General features: G+C 70.8%; 17 protein-coding genes and 1 riboswitch. Of the genes, 9 read left to right on the forward strand and 8 right to left on the reverse strand.

The features are described from left to right. Positions 1-8 precede the first annotated feature (8 nt). The 4 genes from ACIHAD_RS18955 (at position 9) to ACIHAD_RS18970 (ending at position 3,766) form a co-directional block, all read left to right on the forward strand. Positions 9-1,316: an MFS transporter gene (locus tag ACIHAD_RS18955; protein ID WP_397355776.1), complete on the forward strand. Its 1,308-nt coding sequence runs from the start codon at positions 9-11 to the stop codon at positions 1,314-1,316. A 47-nt stretch (positions 1,317-1,363) separates the two neighbouring features. Continuing rightward, the gene (locus tag ACIHAD_RS18960; RefSeq protein WP_397355777.1) at positions 1,364-1,564 is read left to right on the forward strand and encodes a DUF5302 domain-containing protein; all 201 of its coding nucleotides are present in this window, start codon (positions 1,364-1,366) and stop codon (positions 1,562-1,564) included. Between the two features lie 165 nt (positions 1,565-1,729). Then, a riboswitch (cyclic di-AMP (ydaO/yuaA leader) is annotated at positions 1,730-1,864 on the forward strand. Between the two features lie 177 nt (positions 1,865-2,041). Then, the gene (locus tag ACIHAD_RS18965) at positions 2,042-2,755 is read left to right on the forward strand and encodes a hypothetical protein (protein ID WP_397355778.1); all 714 of its coding nucleotides are present in this window, start codon (positions 2,042-2,044) and stop codon (positions 2,753-2,755) included. A 129-nt stretch (positions 2,756-2,884) separates the two neighbouring features. Then, positions 2,885-3,766 (forward strand): alpha/beta fold hydrolase, encoded by an 882-nt coding sequence (locus ACIHAD_RS18970; protein ID WP_397355779.1) that lies wholly within the window; start codon positions 2,885-2,887, stop codon positions 3,764-3,766. An 8-nt stretch (positions 3,767-3,774) separates the two neighbouring features. On the opposite strand, the gene ACIHAD_RS18975 is transcribed toward ACIHAD_RS18970, so the two are convergent. From ACIHAD_RS18975 to ACIHAD_RS18995, 5 genes are all read right to left on the reverse strand, one after another. Further along, positions 3,775-4,146 (reverse strand): hypothetical protein, encoded by a 372-nt coding sequence (locus ACIHAD_RS18975; RefSeq protein WP_352352019.1) that lies wholly within the window; start codon positions 4,144-4,146, stop codon positions 3,775-3,777. 25 nt (positions 4,147-4,171) lie between these two features. Then, positions 4,172-4,543 carry a roadblock/LC7 domain-containing protein gene (locus ACIHAD_RS18980; RefSeq protein WP_397355781.1) on the reverse strand — a complete coding sequence of 124 codons (372 nt, stop codon included), beginning with the start codon at positions 4,541-4,543 and terminating at the stop codon, positions 4,172-4,174. Between the two features lie 32 nt (positions 4,544-4,575). Further along, positions 4,576-5,409: a DUF4388 domain-containing protein gene (locus tag ACIHAD_RS18985; RefSeq protein ID WP_397355782.1), complete on the reverse strand. Its 834-nt coding sequence runs from the start codon at positions 5,407-5,409 to the stop codon at positions 4,576-4,578. A gap of 3 nt (positions 5,410-5,412) precedes the next feature. Then, a complete protein-coding gene (locus tag ACIHAD_RS18990; RefSeq protein ID WP_357699147.1) occupies positions 5,413-5,787 on the reverse strand; it encodes a roadblock/LC7 domain-containing protein in 375 nt (124 codons plus the stop codon). Positions 5,788-5,925: 138 nt separating this feature from the next. Beyond that, a complete protein-coding gene (locus ACIHAD_RS18995) occupies positions 5,926-6,276 on the reverse strand; it encodes a winged helix-turn-helix transcriptional regulator (protein ID WP_397355783.1) in 351 nt (116 codons plus the stop codon). Between the two features lie 54 nt (positions 6,277-6,330). Between ACIHAD_RS18995 and ACIHAD_RS19000 the strand changes: the two genes are divergently transcribed. Then, on the forward strand, positions 6,331-6,933 hold the full coding sequence (locus ACIHAD_RS19000; protein ID WP_397355784.1) for an NAD(P)-dependent oxidoreductase: 603 nt from the start codon (positions 6,331-6,333) through the stop codon (positions 6,931-6,933). Here ACIHAD_RS19000 and ACIHAD_RS19005 read toward each other — a convergent pair. Then, positions 6,927-8,144, reverse strand: a complete 1,218-nt coding sequence (locus ACIHAD_RS19005; RefSeq protein WP_397355785.1) for a DUF4032 domain-containing protein — start codon at positions 8,142-8,144, stop codon at positions 6,927-6,929. The two genes, ACIHAD_RS19000 and ACIHAD_RS19005, sit on opposite strands and share 7 nt — an antisense overlap. Before the next feature lie 23 nt (positions 8,145-8,167). On the opposite strand from ACIHAD_RS19005, the gene ACIHAD_RS19010 reads away from it, so the two are divergent. Next, entirely contained in the window at positions 8,168-9,736 is a 1,569-nt protein-coding gene (locus ACIHAD_RS19010; RefSeq protein ID WP_397355786.1) for a DUF885 domain-containing protein, read from the forward strand. A 47-nt stretch (positions 9,737-9,783) separates the two neighbouring features. On the opposite strand, the gene ACIHAD_RS19015 is transcribed toward ACIHAD_RS19010, so the two are convergent. Together ACIHAD_RS19015 and ACIHAD_RS19020 are read right to left on the reverse strand one after the other, a co-directional pair. After that, positions 9,784-10,422: a class II aldolase/adducin family protein gene (locus ACIHAD_RS19015; RefSeq protein WP_397355787.1), complete on the reverse strand. Its 639-nt coding sequence runs from the start codon at positions 10,420-10,422 to the stop codon at positions 9,784-9,786. Between the two features lie 62 nt (positions 10,423-10,484). Beyond that, entirely contained in the window at positions 10,485-11,069 is a 585-nt protein-coding gene (locus ACIHAD_RS19020; protein WP_397355788.1) for a TetR/AcrR family transcriptional regulator, read from the reverse strand. A 74-nt stretch (positions 11,070-11,143) separates the two neighbouring features. Here ACIHAD_RS19020 and ACIHAD_RS19025 point away from each other — a divergent pair, with 74 nt between their 5' ends. The 3 genes from ACIHAD_RS19025 (at position 11,144) to ACIHAD_RS19035 (ending at position 14,522) form a co-directional block, all read left to right on the forward strand. Further along, complete coding sequence (locus ACIHAD_RS19025; RefSeq protein WP_397355789.1) at positions 11,144-12,064, forward strand: carbohydrate kinase family protein; 921 nt, start codon at positions 11,144-11,146, stop codon at positions 12,062-12,064. Then, positions 12,061-13,275 (forward strand): aminotransferase class III-fold pyridoxal phosphate-dependent enzyme, encoded by a 1,215-nt coding sequence (locus ACIHAD_RS19030; protein ID WP_397355790.1) that lies wholly within the window; start codon positions 12,061-12,063, stop codon positions 13,273-13,275. Before ACIHAD_RS19025 ends, ACIHAD_RS19030 begins: the two co-directional genes overlap by 4 nt. 704 nt (positions 13,276-13,979) lie before the next feature. Beyond that, a complete protein-coding gene (locus ACIHAD_RS19035; RefSeq protein ID WP_397355791.1) occupies positions 13,980-14,522 on the forward strand; it encodes an RNA polymerase sigma factor in 543 nt (180 codons plus the stop codon). Positions 14,523-14,541 lie beyond the last annotated feature (19 nt).

Here is a 14,541-nt window from a genome sequence, read left to right on the forward strand (position 1 = left end):
CCCAGGCGATGCCGGAGCGGACCTGGCGAAGGCCGAGGGACCTCACCGTGCCGCTGTACGGCCGGCTCTCCGACCAGCACGGCAGGAAGCCGCTGCTGCTCGTCGGGATGTCGGTGTTCGTCGCCGGATCGGCGCTGTGCGGCCTGGCCCAGGACATGACCCAGCTCATCGCGTTCCGGGCCGTGCAGGGGCTGGGCGCGGGCGCGCTGCTGCCGCTCTCGCTGGCCCTGGTGATGGAGATGTTCCCGCCCGGCCGGAACGGCGCCCGGGTGCAGGGCGCGCTCGGTGGCGTGATGGCGTTGACGTACCTGGCCGGGCCGTTCCTGGGCGGGTTGTTCACCGACCACGCGAGCTGGCGGTGGGCCTTCTACGTGAACGTGCCGCTCGGGATCGTGCTGATCGCGATCGTGGTGCTGCGGCTGCCGTTCCGTCCGGGCACCGGCGGCGGGGGCCGGCCGGACTACCCGGGCATCGCGGTGTTCACCGTGGCCATCAGCGCGCTGCTGCTCGGCCTGACCGAGAAGGGCGTGGACGGCAACTCCTGGACCTCCCTGCCCGTGGCCGGGCCGATCCTGCTGGCCCTGGTCCTGCTGGTCGCGTTCGTGCTGGTCGAGCTGCGGGCGGCGAGCCCCATCATGCCGATGCACCTGTTCCGGGACCGCACGTACACGCTGGTCAACGCGACCTCGTTCGTCACGGCCTTCTGCATGTACGCCGGCGTGGTGTTCCTGCCGCGCTACTTCCAGCAGGCGCTGGGCGTCAGCGCCACCGAGTCCGGGCTGCGGATCTACCCGATGACGCTGGCCATGGTGGCGGGCAGCGCGCTCATGGGGACGCTGATGTCCAGGACGCGCACGTACAAGCCGTGGCTGGTCGGGGCGCCGTTCCTGCTGGCGGCCGGCAGCCTGCTCTGCCTGAACCTGACCCCGCACACCGACGGCCTGTGGCTGGCCGGGTGGATGGTGCTCCTCGGGCTCGGCATGGGGCCGATGTTGTCGGGACTGACCGTGGCCGTGCGGCAGGCCGTCGAGCCGCGGTACATCGGCACCGCCTCGGCCAACCTCACCTTCTTCCGGCAGATCGGCGGCTCGGTGGCGCTGGCCCTGGCCGGCACGGCGTACACGTCGGTCATCACCACGGACGCGCCCGTGCACGGACTCGCGGCCGCGCACGCCTCGGCGGCGGCCCTGGTGATCCCGTCGCTCGGCGTGGCGGGCGCGGTGATCGCCCTGGTCGCGCTGGTCATGATGCCCGGCAGGCGGCTGGAGCGGCCGCCGGCACAGGAAAGCAGAGTGGAGGCCGGTTTCGCGTCGTAAGCGGCGTCATGCGAAGCTGTGGATGTCCCCAATACCAGGAGGTCCTCATGGCGGAAACACCGGAGCCGGAAGTCAGCGAGACTCCCGAGGACGAGATGAAGCGCAAGTTCCGCGAGGCGTTGGAACGCAAGCGTGATCAGCAGGCCGACTCGGCCGCGGGTGGCAGGGGCGTGGACCCGTCGAAGATCCACGGGGCGCACGGTCCGGCCGGGAGTAAAAGATCCTTCAGGCGCAAGAGCGGCGGCTGAAAGGCCCGATTTAACTGGGGGTACGGCATGCCGTACCCCCTTTCTCTTTACCTCGATAGGTAGATCTTTACCCGGTTCATGACGATTCGTTTGTATTTGTCCGAATCTCTGGGTACCGTCTTAACCAATTACCAGCTGGTGGCGTAGTCCCTACCAGGAGAGGGGCGACAGCTGGCGCCGAATCCCGACTTGTCGGGAACCGGGGAACCATCTCATTGGGGTGAATCCGGCCATGTGCCGGTAGGGCATCTCCACGCCCGAACCCGTCAGCTAACCCGGTAGGCGAGATGGAGAGGACTTCACCGCATGTACCAGCTCGTCGTACCCCCGGACAGTGTAGTGACGACCGCCTACTGAGCGGTCTCTTCCCTGACTTTCCCCCACGCGCCGCGTAACCACCTTTTCGGCGCTCTGCCCGGTTACGCACCGTAGTCACGCGCGTTCCCCCTGTCCCCTCGCGAAGGACTTCACTGCTTCATGTCTCGATTTGGCCTGCGCTCTCTCGCCCTGTTGTCCGTGTCCGCCGTGGGCGCGCTGACGATTTCCGCCACCGGCGCCCACGCCGACACCGGCGACGACCAGAAGATCCTGCTCAAGGGTTCCACCAAGGCCTCCTACTTCTGGGACGACTCCTCCGGCCGCGCCGGCGACACCGGTCTCCCCGCCAGCGGCAAGCCCATGCAGAAGGGCCTGGCCGCCAGCCCCAGCTGGCCCCTCATGACCGAGGGCTACGTGACGTACAACGGCAAGAAGATGCCGTTCTTCGTGGGCGACCGCGGCCCCGGCGAGCCCTCCAGCCGCGGCGTCATGCTGGACCTCGACGCCAAGACCTTCGCCGAGCTGACCGGCGGCACCTTCAACCCCGACACCCTCGGCGTGGACGGCAACGGCGGCGAGGGCCACATCAAGATCGACTACGTCATCACCAAGTGGGGCGACGGCAAGGGCAAGAAGAACTACCCCGTGGCCTTCTCCAGCGGCGCGTGGGGCAGGTACGACGCCAACCCGGCCGAGCCCCCCACGGTCCTGGCCGACAAGCCCGCCGACGACGCGACCGGTTCCGCCGGCGGTCAGGGTGGCGTCGGGAAGACCGTCGCGATGGGCGGCACCGTCATGGCCGGCGTGCTGGTGCTGGCCGGCGGCGGCGCGGTGCTCGGCAGCGAGCGCCTGCGCAAGCTCCTCAACGACTGATCCGCGCATCGACGACGGATCCGCGGATCAACGACGGATCCGCGGATCAACGCTGACCCGTGGATCGACTGCGGACCCGCGGACATACCGGCCTTTACGCCGGGCGACCAGAATGACATTCTGGTCGCTGTGATCCAGCGCGCAGCCGCCAACGGCATCGAGATCGCCTACGAGAGCTTCGGCTCACCCGCGGGCAGGCCCCTGCTGCTCATCATGGGACTCGGCGCCCAGCTCATCCACTGGGACGACGAGTTCTGCGAACTCCTGGCCGATCAGGGCCACCACGTCGTCAGGTTCGACAACCGCGACGCGGGCCTGTCCACGCACCTCCACGACGAGGGCGTCCCCCCATGGGGAGCGCCCTCGCCGTACGTGCTGGACGACCTGGCCGACGACAGCGCCGGGCTCATGGACGTCCTGGGCCTGCCCGCCGCGCACGTCGTCGGCGCCTCGATGGGCGGGATGATCGCCCAGGCGCTGGCCCTCCGGCATCCCGCGCGCGTGCTGAGCCTGACCTCGATCATGTCCACGCCCGGCCCCCAGGCGGCCCCGCCGACCGAGGCGGCCGCCGCGGTGCTGTTGGCCAAGCCCGCGACCGACCGCGAGACGGTCGTCGCCGGCGCCCTGGCGACCTGGGCCGTCATCGGGTCGCCCGGCTACGAGCTGGACCGCGAACGCGTCGCCCGGCTGGCCGGGCTCGCCTTCGACCGCTGCCACGACCCGGCCGGCACGGCCCGCCAGCTCGCCGCCATCATGGGCTCCGGCGACCGTACGGCGGCGCTGGCCGGGCTGAAGGTGCCCGCGCTGGTCATCCACGGCGAGGACGACCAGCTCGTGCCGCCCGCCGGCGGCCGGGCCACCGCGGCCGCCATCCCGGGCGCCCGCCTGGTCACCTACCCCGGCATGGGCCACGACCTGCCCCGCCCCCTCTGGCCCGCGATCATCGCCGAGATCACCGGCCACACCGGCTCCGCGGCGCCCGTACGGCCGGAGGTCGCCACGGAACCGTGAGGCGGCGCTCAGAGCTCCAGCTTCTCCTCGATGACCTTGAGCATGTGCCGGGCCAGGGCCAGATTGGCCCGGTTGCGGTCGAGGGCGAGGTAGAGGAACAGGCCCTTGCCGCTGCGGCCCGTGAGCGGGCGGATGATGTGGTACTGGGCGGTCAGCGTGATGAGGATGTCCTCGATGCCGTCCTTGAGGCCCAGCGAGTCCATCGTGCGCAGTTTGGCCTTGATGACCTCGGTGTTGCCCGCCGCCGCGACCTGAAGGTCCAGCTCCTTCGAGCCGCCGAGCGTGCCGAGCGCCATGCCGCTGCCGTGGTCGACGATCGCCGCTCCGATCGTGCCGTCGATGCTCATCATCTCCTTGAGGGAGACGTCCATGCCTGCCATGCTTTCCTCCGCTTCGGTGGGATGGTCAGTGCTTGCGTGCCACGGCGGCCACGGAGGCCGCCGTCTTCCTGCCCTCCAGCCGGAGGAGCCCGACGTTGGCGCCGGGTCCCGCCAGGACCGTGAGGACGATCGTGGGGCCCGCGGCGTAGAAGGCCACGAACCCGGCGGTGCCGGACACGAGGGTCTCCTCGAACGTCCCGCGGCCCGCCATGGTCAGCATCCGGCTGCTCATCGCGAGCAGCGCGGCCGACAGCGCCGCCGCCTGCTCGCCGGTCTCTCCTTCGGGGTCGCAGGCGATGCGCAGGCCGTCCACGGTGCAGGCGACGCTGCCGGTGACGTCCGGCGTGCGCCCGCGCAGGAGCTCCATCTCCGCCAGGACCTCTTGCCGTAGCTCCACGGGTGGCCTCCTCCTGCGTCGTGAGGGGAACCTCACGGCATCTCCTCCAGCGCCTTCTTCAGCCGCCGCAGCAGCCTCAGATCGGTCGGGTCGCCCGTCGGCACCGGTCCGGCGACCGGTCCGGCCGCGCCGTCGCCGGCGGAGACCGTCACGGGGCTCGGCACCCGTTTGGGCAGCGCCTCCCCGTCGTCGGGGCGGCGTTGGGGCTGCGCGGGCCGCACCGGGTCCGGCGGGACGAGGAGGCCGGCGGCGGCCAGCCTCCTGACGGCCAGCAGCACCGAGTAGCCCGACCGGCCCAGGTGCCGGGCCAGCTCCAGCGGGGTGGCCTTCTGGTCGGCCCGTACGACGACCTCCCACTGCACCTGGCTGAGCGCCACCCCGTGCCCGGGAAGGCGCGGGATCGGCCGTACGGGCTGGGTGTCCACGTCGGACGAGGGCCAGATGCCGGCGAGCTGCTCGCGGCGGCGGGCGCACTCGCGCACCAGCTCCGGGACGTCGAAGAACCACTGCCCCCCCAGCCAGTGCTCCTCCCCGGGCCGGAACTTCGGCCGCACGCCGGTCACCGGCAGCAGGAAGAAGGCGGCGTCCTGGACCACGCCGAGCACGGCGTACTGGAGCTCGGCCAGGGTGACCGGGCCCTGCTGGAGCAGCCGGGTCCGGCCGCCGTCCGCCTGGAGGGCGCGCAGGGCCGACTCCGACATCCGCCCCCTGGCCGCGAACAGCCGCTCGACGCCGGGCGTCTGGGCGCACTCCATGTACGTCACGCGCCCCTTCGACAGGTAGATCGTGCCGTTCCGGCCCAGGCGGAGCGCCCCCGTCGCGCGTTCGCGGGCGAGTCCGGACAGGAGTGAGTCGAGCGCGGCCATGGCTCAGGTGGTCAGCAGGTCGGAGATGGCCCGCAGGCGGTAGCGGGCCAGGGCCAGGTTCGACCGTTCCAGGTCGAGGCGGACGTAGATGACCAGCGGACCCTCGAAGACCGTCTCCAGCAGCCGGAGCAGGTGGTGCCCCCGGTCGGTGGTGACGAGCATGTCGTCGATGCGCACGATCTCGCCGGGACACGTCCGGGTCAGCCCGTCGGTGGTGGCGCGCAGCGCCTCGGTCAGCGCGGCGGCGGACCTGTCGGCGTCCACGCCGGACGCGCTGCTGAAGGCGACCGCCATGCCGCTGGTGCCGTCGACCAGCATGGCGTCGAGCGCGCCCGGTATCGACATGACCTCCGCCAGGCACGTGTCCACTCCCAGCACCGCGAGCCTCCTTCCGTCGTGGGACGGGGGAAAGCGTAGGGGGCCACAAGAGACCAGAAGGCGCGCGTTTTACCGGGGGATACGTTTTTATACGGCCAGGGCGAAGAAAAGCATCACTCGTGCGGAAATATGATCAATTCACGAGACTTTTTCACGATGAAGGATGATTTCGTGAACGTTCTCCTCGGCCCACCGCGCCACCACCGCGATCGGCGTGTGCAGCGAGCGTCCGAGGTCGGTCAGCGCGTACTCCACCCGCGGCGGCACCTCGGCGAAGACCTCGCGGGTGATCAGCCCGTCCAGTTCCATGGCCCGCAGCGTCTGCGTGAGGACCTTCGGCGTCACCCCGCCGATCCGCCCCCGCAGCACGGTGAAGCGCATCGGCCCGTCGCTGAGGCTGAGCAGCACCAGCACCGACCACTTGTCGCCGATCCGGTCGAGGACCAGCCGGGTCGGGCAGTTCGGGTCGAAGGCATCACCGGTATCCATAAGGTACTTATAGCACGATGAAGTAACCAGTATCCATTGGATACTGTGCTTCTCATGAAGATCCTCGTGTTCGGCGCGACCGGAATGATCGGCCAGCGCATCGTCACCGAACTCACCGGCCGCGGCCACGACGTCACCGGTGTCAGCCGCCGCGGTCCCGTCAAGGGCGACGTCCACGACGCGGCCACGCTCGCCGAGGGCTACGACGCCGTCGTCTGCGCCATCGCCCCGCCGCGCGACGGCACCGAGCCCGAGCCGCCGTTCCTGGCCGCCAACCGCGCCCTCATCGACGGCCTGCGCACCGCCGGAGTGAGCCGGGTGGTGGTGGTGGGCGGCGCGGGCAGCCTCAAGGCCGGCCCCGGCCTCGACCTCGTCGACACGCCCGGCTTCCCGGAGATCTACAAGAAGGAGGCCAGGTCCGCGCGGGCCGCGCTGGGGCTCTACCGGGAGGTCACCGACCTGAACTGGACCTACGTCTCGCCCGCCGCCGAGATCGCGCCGGGCGAGCGTACCGGGGTCTACCGGATCGGCCGCGACGACCTGCTGAGCGACGCCGACGGCCGCAGCTTCATCACGGCCGAGGACTACGCGGTGGCGATCGCGGACGAGCTGGAGGAGAACGCCCACCCGCGCACCCGCATCACCGTCGCCTACTGATCGTCCTCGTCCGGGTCGTCGGGCAGCAGCGCCTTCTCGTCGGGCTTGTGCACCAGCACGTTGTCCACGTACGACTTCACGGCCGTGGCCAGCCCGACGTCGCCGTCCGCCGCCTCCGACAGGTACCAGCGGTGGTCGAGTATCTCGTGGAAGAGCTGCGCGGGCTCCAGCTTGCCGCGCAGCTCCGCGGGGATGCCGTCGACCGTCGGGTGGAACACCTCGGCGAGCCAGCGGTGGGCCACGATGGCCTCGTCCTCGTGACGCAGGCCCTTGGCGACCCGGTAGCCGTCCAGGTCGTTGAGCAGCCGCCGCGCCTGGTTCTCCTCCACGTCGAGCCCGGTCAGCCTGATCAGCCGCCGCTGGTGGTGGCCGGCGTCCACCACCTTCGGCCGTACGATCAGCCGGCCGGTGCCGACCTTGCGCCGCACCATCATCTCGGCCACGTCGAAGCCGAGCAGGTTCAGCCGGCGGATGCGCTGCTCCACGCGGTGCCAGTCGACCTCGTCGATGATCTCGCTGTCGGTGATCTCGGCCCACAGGCGGTGGTAGCGGTTGACGATGTCCTCGGCGGTCTCCATGGGGTCGATCGACGGGTGCAGCAGCCCGCCGGCCTCCAGGTCGAGCATCTCGCCGAAGATGTTGGTGTGGGCGACGTCGATGTCGGTCAGCCGCTGGCCCTCGCTGATCATCGGGTGCATCTCGCCCGTCTCGGCGTCCACCAGGTAGGCCGCGAAGGCGCCGGCGTCCCTGCGGAAGAGCGTGTTGGACAGCGAGCAGTCACCCCAGTAGAAGCCGTTCAGGTGCAGGCGCACCAGCAGCACGGCCAGCGCGTCGAGCAGGCGGGTGAGCGTGTCGGGGCGCAGGGTGCCGGACATCACGGCACGGTAGGGGAGCGAGAACTGCAGGTGCCGGGTGATCAGCGCGGCGTCCAGGCCGTCGTCGCGGCCGGTCACGTACGCCACGGGCTCCACGGCCGGGGCGTCCAGCCTGGCCAGGTCCCACAGGAGCTGGTACTCCCGCCTGGCGTACCGCTCGCTGATCTCCTTGATCGCGTAGACCTTGCCGGAGAGCCGGGCGAACCGCACCACGTGGCGGGAGATGCCGCGCGGCAGATCGACCAGATGATGCCGGGGCCAGTCGGCCAGCGGGACGTCCCAGGGGAGCCGGATGAGGTCGGGGTCGCCTAGCGCGCCAGTGATCTGCAGGGGCATGAACGTCAGGATATGGTGCGTAGGTGGACGAGTTTCTCAACTGGTACTTTTCCGACCGTCCCGTCGTCGCCAGCCAATTGGGAGCCGACGGCTACGACCACACTCTCGGCGATTTCACCGCCTCCGCCTGGGAGAACCGCGCCCGGGAGGAGATCCGCTGGATCGAACGCCTCTCCGAGTCCCCGGCCGACTCGCTCGACGACGCCATCGACCGAGACCTGGTCCTGTCCCAGCTGAGGGGCTCGGTCGCGCTCGAATCCTGGCCCGAGTGGCGGCGCAACCCGGGCCTCTACCTCTCGGCCGTCTTCGGATCGCTGTTCAACGCCTTCCAGCAGCGGCTCAAGCCGGAGGCCGAACTGGTCACCGCCGCCGTCTCGCGCCTCGCCGAGGTGCCCGGCGTGCTGGCCGCCTGCCAGGCCAACCTGGACCCCGACCTCGCCGCGCCGCTGCTGGTCACGCGCGGGCTCGGCCAGGCCCGTACCGGCCGCAACTTCCTCACCCGCACGCTCCCCGCGATGGTCGGCGACGAGGCCCTGCGCGCCAGGCTCGCCAAGGCCGCCGAGCCGGCCGCCGACGCTTTCGACACGCTGGTCGCCTTCCTCGAAGGTTTCCGGTGCGGCGGCACCTGGCGGATGGGGGAGAAGCTCTACTCCACCCTGCTGCGCGAGCGCGAGATGCTCACGTACGGCGCCGCCGAACTGCACGAGAAGGGCAGGGCCGCCTGGGCCGACCTGGACGCCCGCATGCGCCGGGTCGCCCTCGGCGTCAACGGCACCGAGGACTGGCGGGCCGCGATGGAGTCCCTCATGGACGACCACCCGCCCACCCTGGAGGCCATGCGGTCCGAGTACGAGGCCGAGACCCGGCGGGCCCGCGAGTTCGTCCGCGAGCGCGGGCTCGTCACCTTCGCCGAGGGGGAGGAGTGCGAGGTCCTGCCGTCGGCCGAGTACGCCCGCCCGGTGCTGTACGTCGCCCACTACCTGTCGCCGCCGCCGCTCAGCAGCTCGCGCACGGGCATCTTCTTCGTCCCCTACACCCCCGACGACTTCACCGAGGAGCAGGTACGCCAGCGCCTGCGCACCAACGCGCGCGCCCAGATGCCCTCGATCGCCGTGCACGAGGCCTACCCCGGCCACCACTGGCACCTGTCGTACATGGCGGACAACCCGCGTACGGTCCGCAAGGTCTTCAGGACGCCGTACTTCACCGAGGGCTGGGCCCTGTACGTCGAGAAGGTGCTGCACGAGCAGGGCTACTTCGACACCCCCGCCACCGAGCTGGCCCACCTGGACTTCCGCCTCTTCCGCGCCGCCCGGATCATCGTGGACACCGCGCTGCACTGCGAGGACATGTCGATCGAGGAGGCCGAGACGTTCATGGCCACCAAGGCGTCGCTGTCGCCCGGCACCGCCCGGGGCGAGGTGAACCGCTACTGCGCCTGGCCGACGCAGGCGCCGTCGTACCTGACGGGGGCCATCGAGATCGACCGCATCCGCGAGTCCTTCACCGGGACGCTGCGCGAGTTCCACGACCGGATCGCCGGCTCCGGCGGCCTGCCCCTGGGCCTGGCCGAACAGGCCGCACTGGCCTGACCGTCCCGTCCGCCTCGCCTGCGTCGTCCTGCGTCGCCCGCGTCGGCCTAGTCCGGCCGGCGCGGGAACGTCGGCGGGTTGGCCGCGCGGTCCACGACGGCGGCGAGCTGCTCGTCGGTCAGGACCGTCGGCCTGCCTACGGAGAGCCCGCGCACGTAGACCTCGCACAGCCACTCCAGCAGGCGGGTGGCCTCGAACGCCTGCTCCATCGTCGCCCCGATGGTCACCCCGCCGTGGTTGGCCATCAGGGCGGCCTGCTTGCCCTCCAGCGCCGCCCGCACGTTGGCGGCCAGCTCCGGCGTGCCGTACGTGGCGTACTCGGCCACCTTGACCACGCCGCCCAGCAGCAGCGCGTTGTAGTGGACCGGCGGCAACTCCGTCATCGTCGTGGCCACGACCGTCCCGAACACCGAATGGGTGTGCACGATCGCCTGAGTGCCCGTCGCCCGGTAGACGGCCAGGTGCATGGGGGTCTCCGACGACGGTTGCAGCTCGCCCTCGACCAGATGGCCCTCCAGGTCCACGATCGGGCACGCCTCCGGGGTCAGCCGGTCGAGCGCCACGCCGGACGGGGTGACCGCCACCTGGTCGCCCCGGCGTACGCTCAGGTTGCCCGAGGTGCCGATGACCAGGCCCAGCTCGACGGCGCGCCTGCCGTACTCGCACAACTGCTCGCGGAGGCTCATGCGACGGCACAGTAGTCGGTCGTCCGAAATACTTCCAGCGGGGTTCCTGCGCGCTTCCGTCGTCAGAGGCGGTCGAGTGCCTGGAGCATGAGGCGTTCGAGGTCGACGCGGGTGAGCCGGCCCGGGTAGAGGAGCAGGTGCAGGCTGAGGCCGTCGACCAGGGCGAGCAGGTGTTCGGCGAGGTCGTCGAGGTTGCCGTCCGTGCGCAGCTCGCCGGCCGCGCGGGCCTGGCCCAGCAGCTCGCGTACGGCGGCGCGCAGCTCGTCGGCCTCGGCGCGCTGGACCTCGGCCAGTCGTTCGGAGGCGAGGCTGCGGCTCCAGAAGCTGACCTCCAGCCGGCTCTCCTGGGTGCGTTCGGCGTCCAGCGGCAGGTTGTCCAGCATCAGCTCGCGCAGGGCGGCCAGGCCCGTGACGCCCTCGACCTTGCGCGTCAGCCGCGCCCTGATCCGCTGGTGCGACTGGCTCAGCGCCGACAGCAGGATCTCGTCCTTGTCGGCGAAGTAGTGCGCGAGAACCCCGTTGGAGTAGCCGGCCTCCTTGGCGATGGCCCTGGTCGTGGCGGCGTCGATGCCGTCCCTGACGATCACCCTGCGGGCCGCCGACAGGACCTCGGCCCTGCGCTCATCGTGATCGACGATCTTCGGCATCGGGATCCCCCTCTTGTCGCGGCGACTCCCAGCAGCATATTGACTTTTTATTCGGACGTCTGTCTATTTAGTCCATGACCGTCGCCACGGTCGGCGTGCACATCGTCGACATCCTCGCCAGGCCCGTCGAGCACATCCCCGAGGGCCAGGACACCGTACTCGTCGAGCAGATCCGCCTCACGGCCGCCGGCGCCGCCGCCGGCACGGCCGTCGACCTGGTCAAACTCGGCAACGAGGTGATCACCATGGGCGCGATCGGGGACGACGAGCTCGGCGACTTCCTGGAGGCCGTCCTCGCCAAGCGCGGCGTGGACGCCTCCCGCCTGGTCCGCAGGGCCGGCGAGCAGACCGCCGCCTCGATCCTGCCCATCCGCCCCGACGGCGGCCGGCCCAGCTTCCACGTGCCCGGCGCCAACCTCGGCGTCACCCTCGCCGACCTGGACCCCGACGTCCTGCGCCGCGCGCGGGCGATCCACCTGGGCGGCATGGACGTCACCTTCGGCCTGGGCGACCCCGCCTTCTTCGCCCTCCTGGACGAGGTACGGGCCGCGGGCACGATCGTCACGATGGACCTGCTGTCGGAGCTGCCCGACCTGCTGGCGATGGCCCGCGCGTTCCTGCCCCACGTGGACTACGTGCTGCCCAACGAGTCGCAGGCCCTGCTCATGACCGGCGACACCGACGTGGCCGCCGCCGCCGCGACCCTGCTCGCAGACGGCCCCAAGGGCGTGCTCGTCACCCTCGGCGCGGCCGGCAGCCTCGTGCTGACCTCCGACGGCGGCCCCGAGCGGGTGCCGGCGCTGAAGACGGAGGTCGCCGACACGACCGGGTGCGGCGACGCGTACTGCGCAGGATTCCTGACCGGGCTCCTGCACGGCCGCGACGTGCTGGAGGCCGCCCGCTGGGGCACCGCCGCGGCGGCCCGCGTGGCCACCGGCCTCGGCTCCGACGCGGGCCTCACCGACCTCGAATCCACCCTAAGGACTCTCGCATGACAGACGCCGAACTCCGCGAGCGCGCGCTGAAGGTCGTCCCCGGCGGCATGTACGGGCACCTCAACGCGGCCATCTTCGCCCCCGGCTACCCCCAGTTCTTCCAGCGCGGCGAGGGCTGCCGCCAATGGGACGTGGACGGGCGCGAGTACATCGACCTCATGTGCAGCTGGGGCCCGGTCGTGCTCGGGCACCGGCACCCGCGCGTGGAGGAGGCCGCCGCCCGGCAGCTCGCCCTCGGCGACTGCCTCAACGGCCCCGGACCGATCATGGTCGAGCTGGCCGAGCTGCTGGTCGACACCGTGCCGAGCGCCGACTGGGCGATGTTCTCCAAGAACGGCACCGACGCCACCACCCAGGCGCTCATGGTCGCCCGCGCCGCCACCGGGCGGACGAAGGTGCTGATGGCGCACGGCGCGTACCACGGCGCCGACCCCTGGTGCACGCCCTCGACCGCCGGCACGACCCCGAACGAGCGCGCCGACCTGGTCGAGTTCTCCTACAACTCGCTGGAGTCCCTGGAGGCCGCCGCCGCCACCGTCGAGGGCGACGTCGCGGCGATCATCTGCACCCCCTTCAAGCACGACTCCTTCGAGGACCAGGAACTGGTCGAGCCCGCCTTCGCACGCGGCGCCCGCGCCCTGGCCGACCGCCTCGGCGCAGCCCTGGTGATCGACGACGTGCGGGCCGGGTTCCGGATCGACCTGCGCGGGTCGTGGGAGCCGTACGGGGTCCGGCCGGACCTGACCGCCTGGTCCAAGGCCATGGCCAACGGCTACCCGATCGCCGCCGTCACCGGCACCGACGCCCTGCGCGGCGCCGCGCAGACCCTCTACACGACCGGCTCGTTCTGGTTCTCGGCGGTCGCGATGGCCGCGGCCAAGGCCACCATCGAGACCCTGCGCGACACGGACGGCATCGCCGCCATGGAACGCGCCGGCACCCAGCTCAGGGACGGCCTGTACGCCCAGGCCAAGTCTCATGGGTTCGTCGTGAACCAGACGGGCCCGGTGACCATCCCGTGGCTCAGCTTCGACGGCGACGCCGACCTGTCCACGGCCCTGTACTGGAGCGACGCCTGCCTGCGGCACGGGGTGTACCTGCACCCTTGGCACAACTGGTTCATGTCGGCGGCGCACACGGAGGAGGACGTGGCCCGCGCCCTGGAAGCCACCGACCAAGCCTTCACCGAAACCCGCACCCACTTCGCCTGAGTTGCCTGGTCACCGGGTGGGCGTGCGGGACCCCACCCGGGACGGCGCCTTCGGCGTCTACCGCGGGCCCGTTCTCTTGTCCGCTCACCAGTAGGCCCCAGCCCTCTCCATAGCGCATGGCCACGCCACGTGCTCGCCGTGTGGCAATAAGTGTCATGTCGCCCCCCCGACATGACGTCCTCGGACAGGTGTTCGCCGACCGGCCCCGGCCGGCGGTGGAGATCCTGCGTGACCTCATGGGCGTGAAGCTGCCCTCCACTCCGCTGGTGCGGCAGGAGGATCGTCGAAGATCCGGCGACCACGCTGCTGTCAGTGGTTCTTGTGGTTCGGGCATTCACGGAAGAGATCATGATGTCTACCGATTGGCCGGTCTACAGCCCCTTCGCCCGCCAGCATTACGGCCGAGGCGCTGGGCTCTGCGTGCGGGCAGCGTCCAGTCCGCCCGTGACATGTTCGACGATTCGGATGCTGGTTCAGCAGCAGATCTCTGACTGTGTTCGGGATGACGGGGCGCCGAGGCATGGCGGCGTGCCGGGGGTCCCGGAGGTGGGCCGAGGGCCCGTGTTCCGGAGCGTCCGTGAGCACGACGCCGACGCCTACGATCCGATTCACTGGCAAAACCGACTCATCACGCCAAGAGCTGTAATGCTGCCAAATATCCGGACATGGGGTGAGTGTTGTTGACACTCACGTGAGGAGACCGGATGGGAGCCGATCCCGAGAGCCGGTTCGAGGAGATGTATGCGTCCTCCTACAGGCCCCTGCTCGGTTACGCGCTGCGCCGATGTCCCGACCCCGACGACGCGGCCGACGTCGTGGCCGAGACGTTCATGATCGCGTGGCGGCGGATCGAGGAGGTGCCGCGCGGGGAGGGGGCCAGGCTCTGGCTGTACGGCGTGGCCAGGAAGGTGCTCGCCAACCACCGGCGCGGAGAGCGCCGCCACGAGCGGCGTACCGAGGCGCTGCGCGCTGAACTGGCCGCCGCGCCGCTGGTCGCCGGGCCGTCCGGTGAGGATCTGTCGCCGCTGGCCCAGGCGTTCGGGACGCTCTCCGACGACGACAGGGAACTGCTCACCCTGGTCGCCTGGGAGCGGCTGGACACCGGCCAGATCGCCACGACCCTCGGCATCACCCGCAACGCCGTACGGGTCCGGCTCTACCGGGCCCGTCGGCGCTTCGCCCGCCGCCTGACCGAGGCCGGGGTCGAGCACACGCACGCCGTGGCCCTGGAAGGGAGCTCGCTGTGAAGTCCGCCGATCAGGCCCG

Origin of the sequence: Nonomuraea sp. NPDC052265, from assembly GCF_044547985.1 — a bacterium.
In the GTDB taxonomy this organism is placed as follows: Bacteria; Actinomycetota; Actinomycetes; order Streptosporangiales; family Streptosporangiaceae; genus Nonomuraea.

Bases quoted from the DNA above. Each gene is read 5' to 3' on its own strand.
- ACIHAD_RS19025 (WP_397355789.1), top strand. From the start codon at position 11,144: ATGACCGTCGCCACGGTCGGCGTGCACATCGTCGACATCCTCGCCAGG.
- ACIHAD_RS18960 (WP_397355777.1), top strand. From the start codon at position 1,364: ATGGCGGAAACACCGGAGCCGGAAGTCAGCGAGACTCCCGAGGACGAG.
- ACIHAD_RS18975 (WP_352352019.1), bottom strand. From the start codon at position 4,146: ATGGCAGGCATGGACGTCTCCCTCAAGGAGATGATGAGCATCGACGGC.
- ACIHAD_RS19030 (WP_397355790.1), top strand. From the start codon at position 12,061: ATGACAGACGCCGAACTCCGCGAGCGCGCGCTGAAGGTCGTCCCCGGC.
- ACIHAD_RS18985 (WP_397355782.1), bottom strand. From the start codon at position 5,409: ATGGCCGCGCTCGACTCACTCCTGTCCGGACTCGCCCGCGAACGCGCG.
- ACIHAD_RS18995 (WP_397355783.1), bottom strand. From the start codon at position 6,276: ATGGATACCGGTGATGCCTTCGACCCGAACTGCCCGACCCGGCTGGTC.
- ACIHAD_RS19000 (WP_397355784.1), top strand. From the start codon at position 6,331: ATGAAGATCCTCGTGTTCGGCGCGACCGGAATGATCGGCCAGCGCATC.
- ACIHAD_RS19035 (WP_397355791.1), top strand. From the start codon at position 13,980: ATGGGAGCCGATCCCGAGAGCCGGTTCGAGGAGATGTATGCGTCCTCC.
- ACIHAD_RS19015 (WP_397355787.1), bottom strand. From the start codon at position 10,422: ATGAGCCTCCGCGAGCAGTTGTGCGAGTACGGCAGGCGCGCCGTCGAG.
- ACIHAD_RS18965 (WP_397355778.1), top strand. From the start codon at position 2,042: ATGTCTCGATTTGGCCTGCGCTCTCTCGCCCTGTTGTCCGTGTCCGCC.
- ACIHAD_RS18955 (WP_397355776.1), top strand. From the start codon at position 9: ATGCCGGAGCGGACCTGGCGAAGGCCGAGGGACCTCACCGTGCCGCTG.
- ACIHAD_RS19005 (WP_397355785.1), bottom strand. From the start codon at position 8,144: ATGCCCCTGCAGATCACTGGCGCGCTAGGCGACCCCGACCTCATCCGG.
- ACIHAD_RS19020 (WP_397355788.1), bottom strand. From the start codon at position 11,069: ATGCCGAAGATCGTCGATCACGATGAGCGCAGGGCCGAGGTCCTGTCG.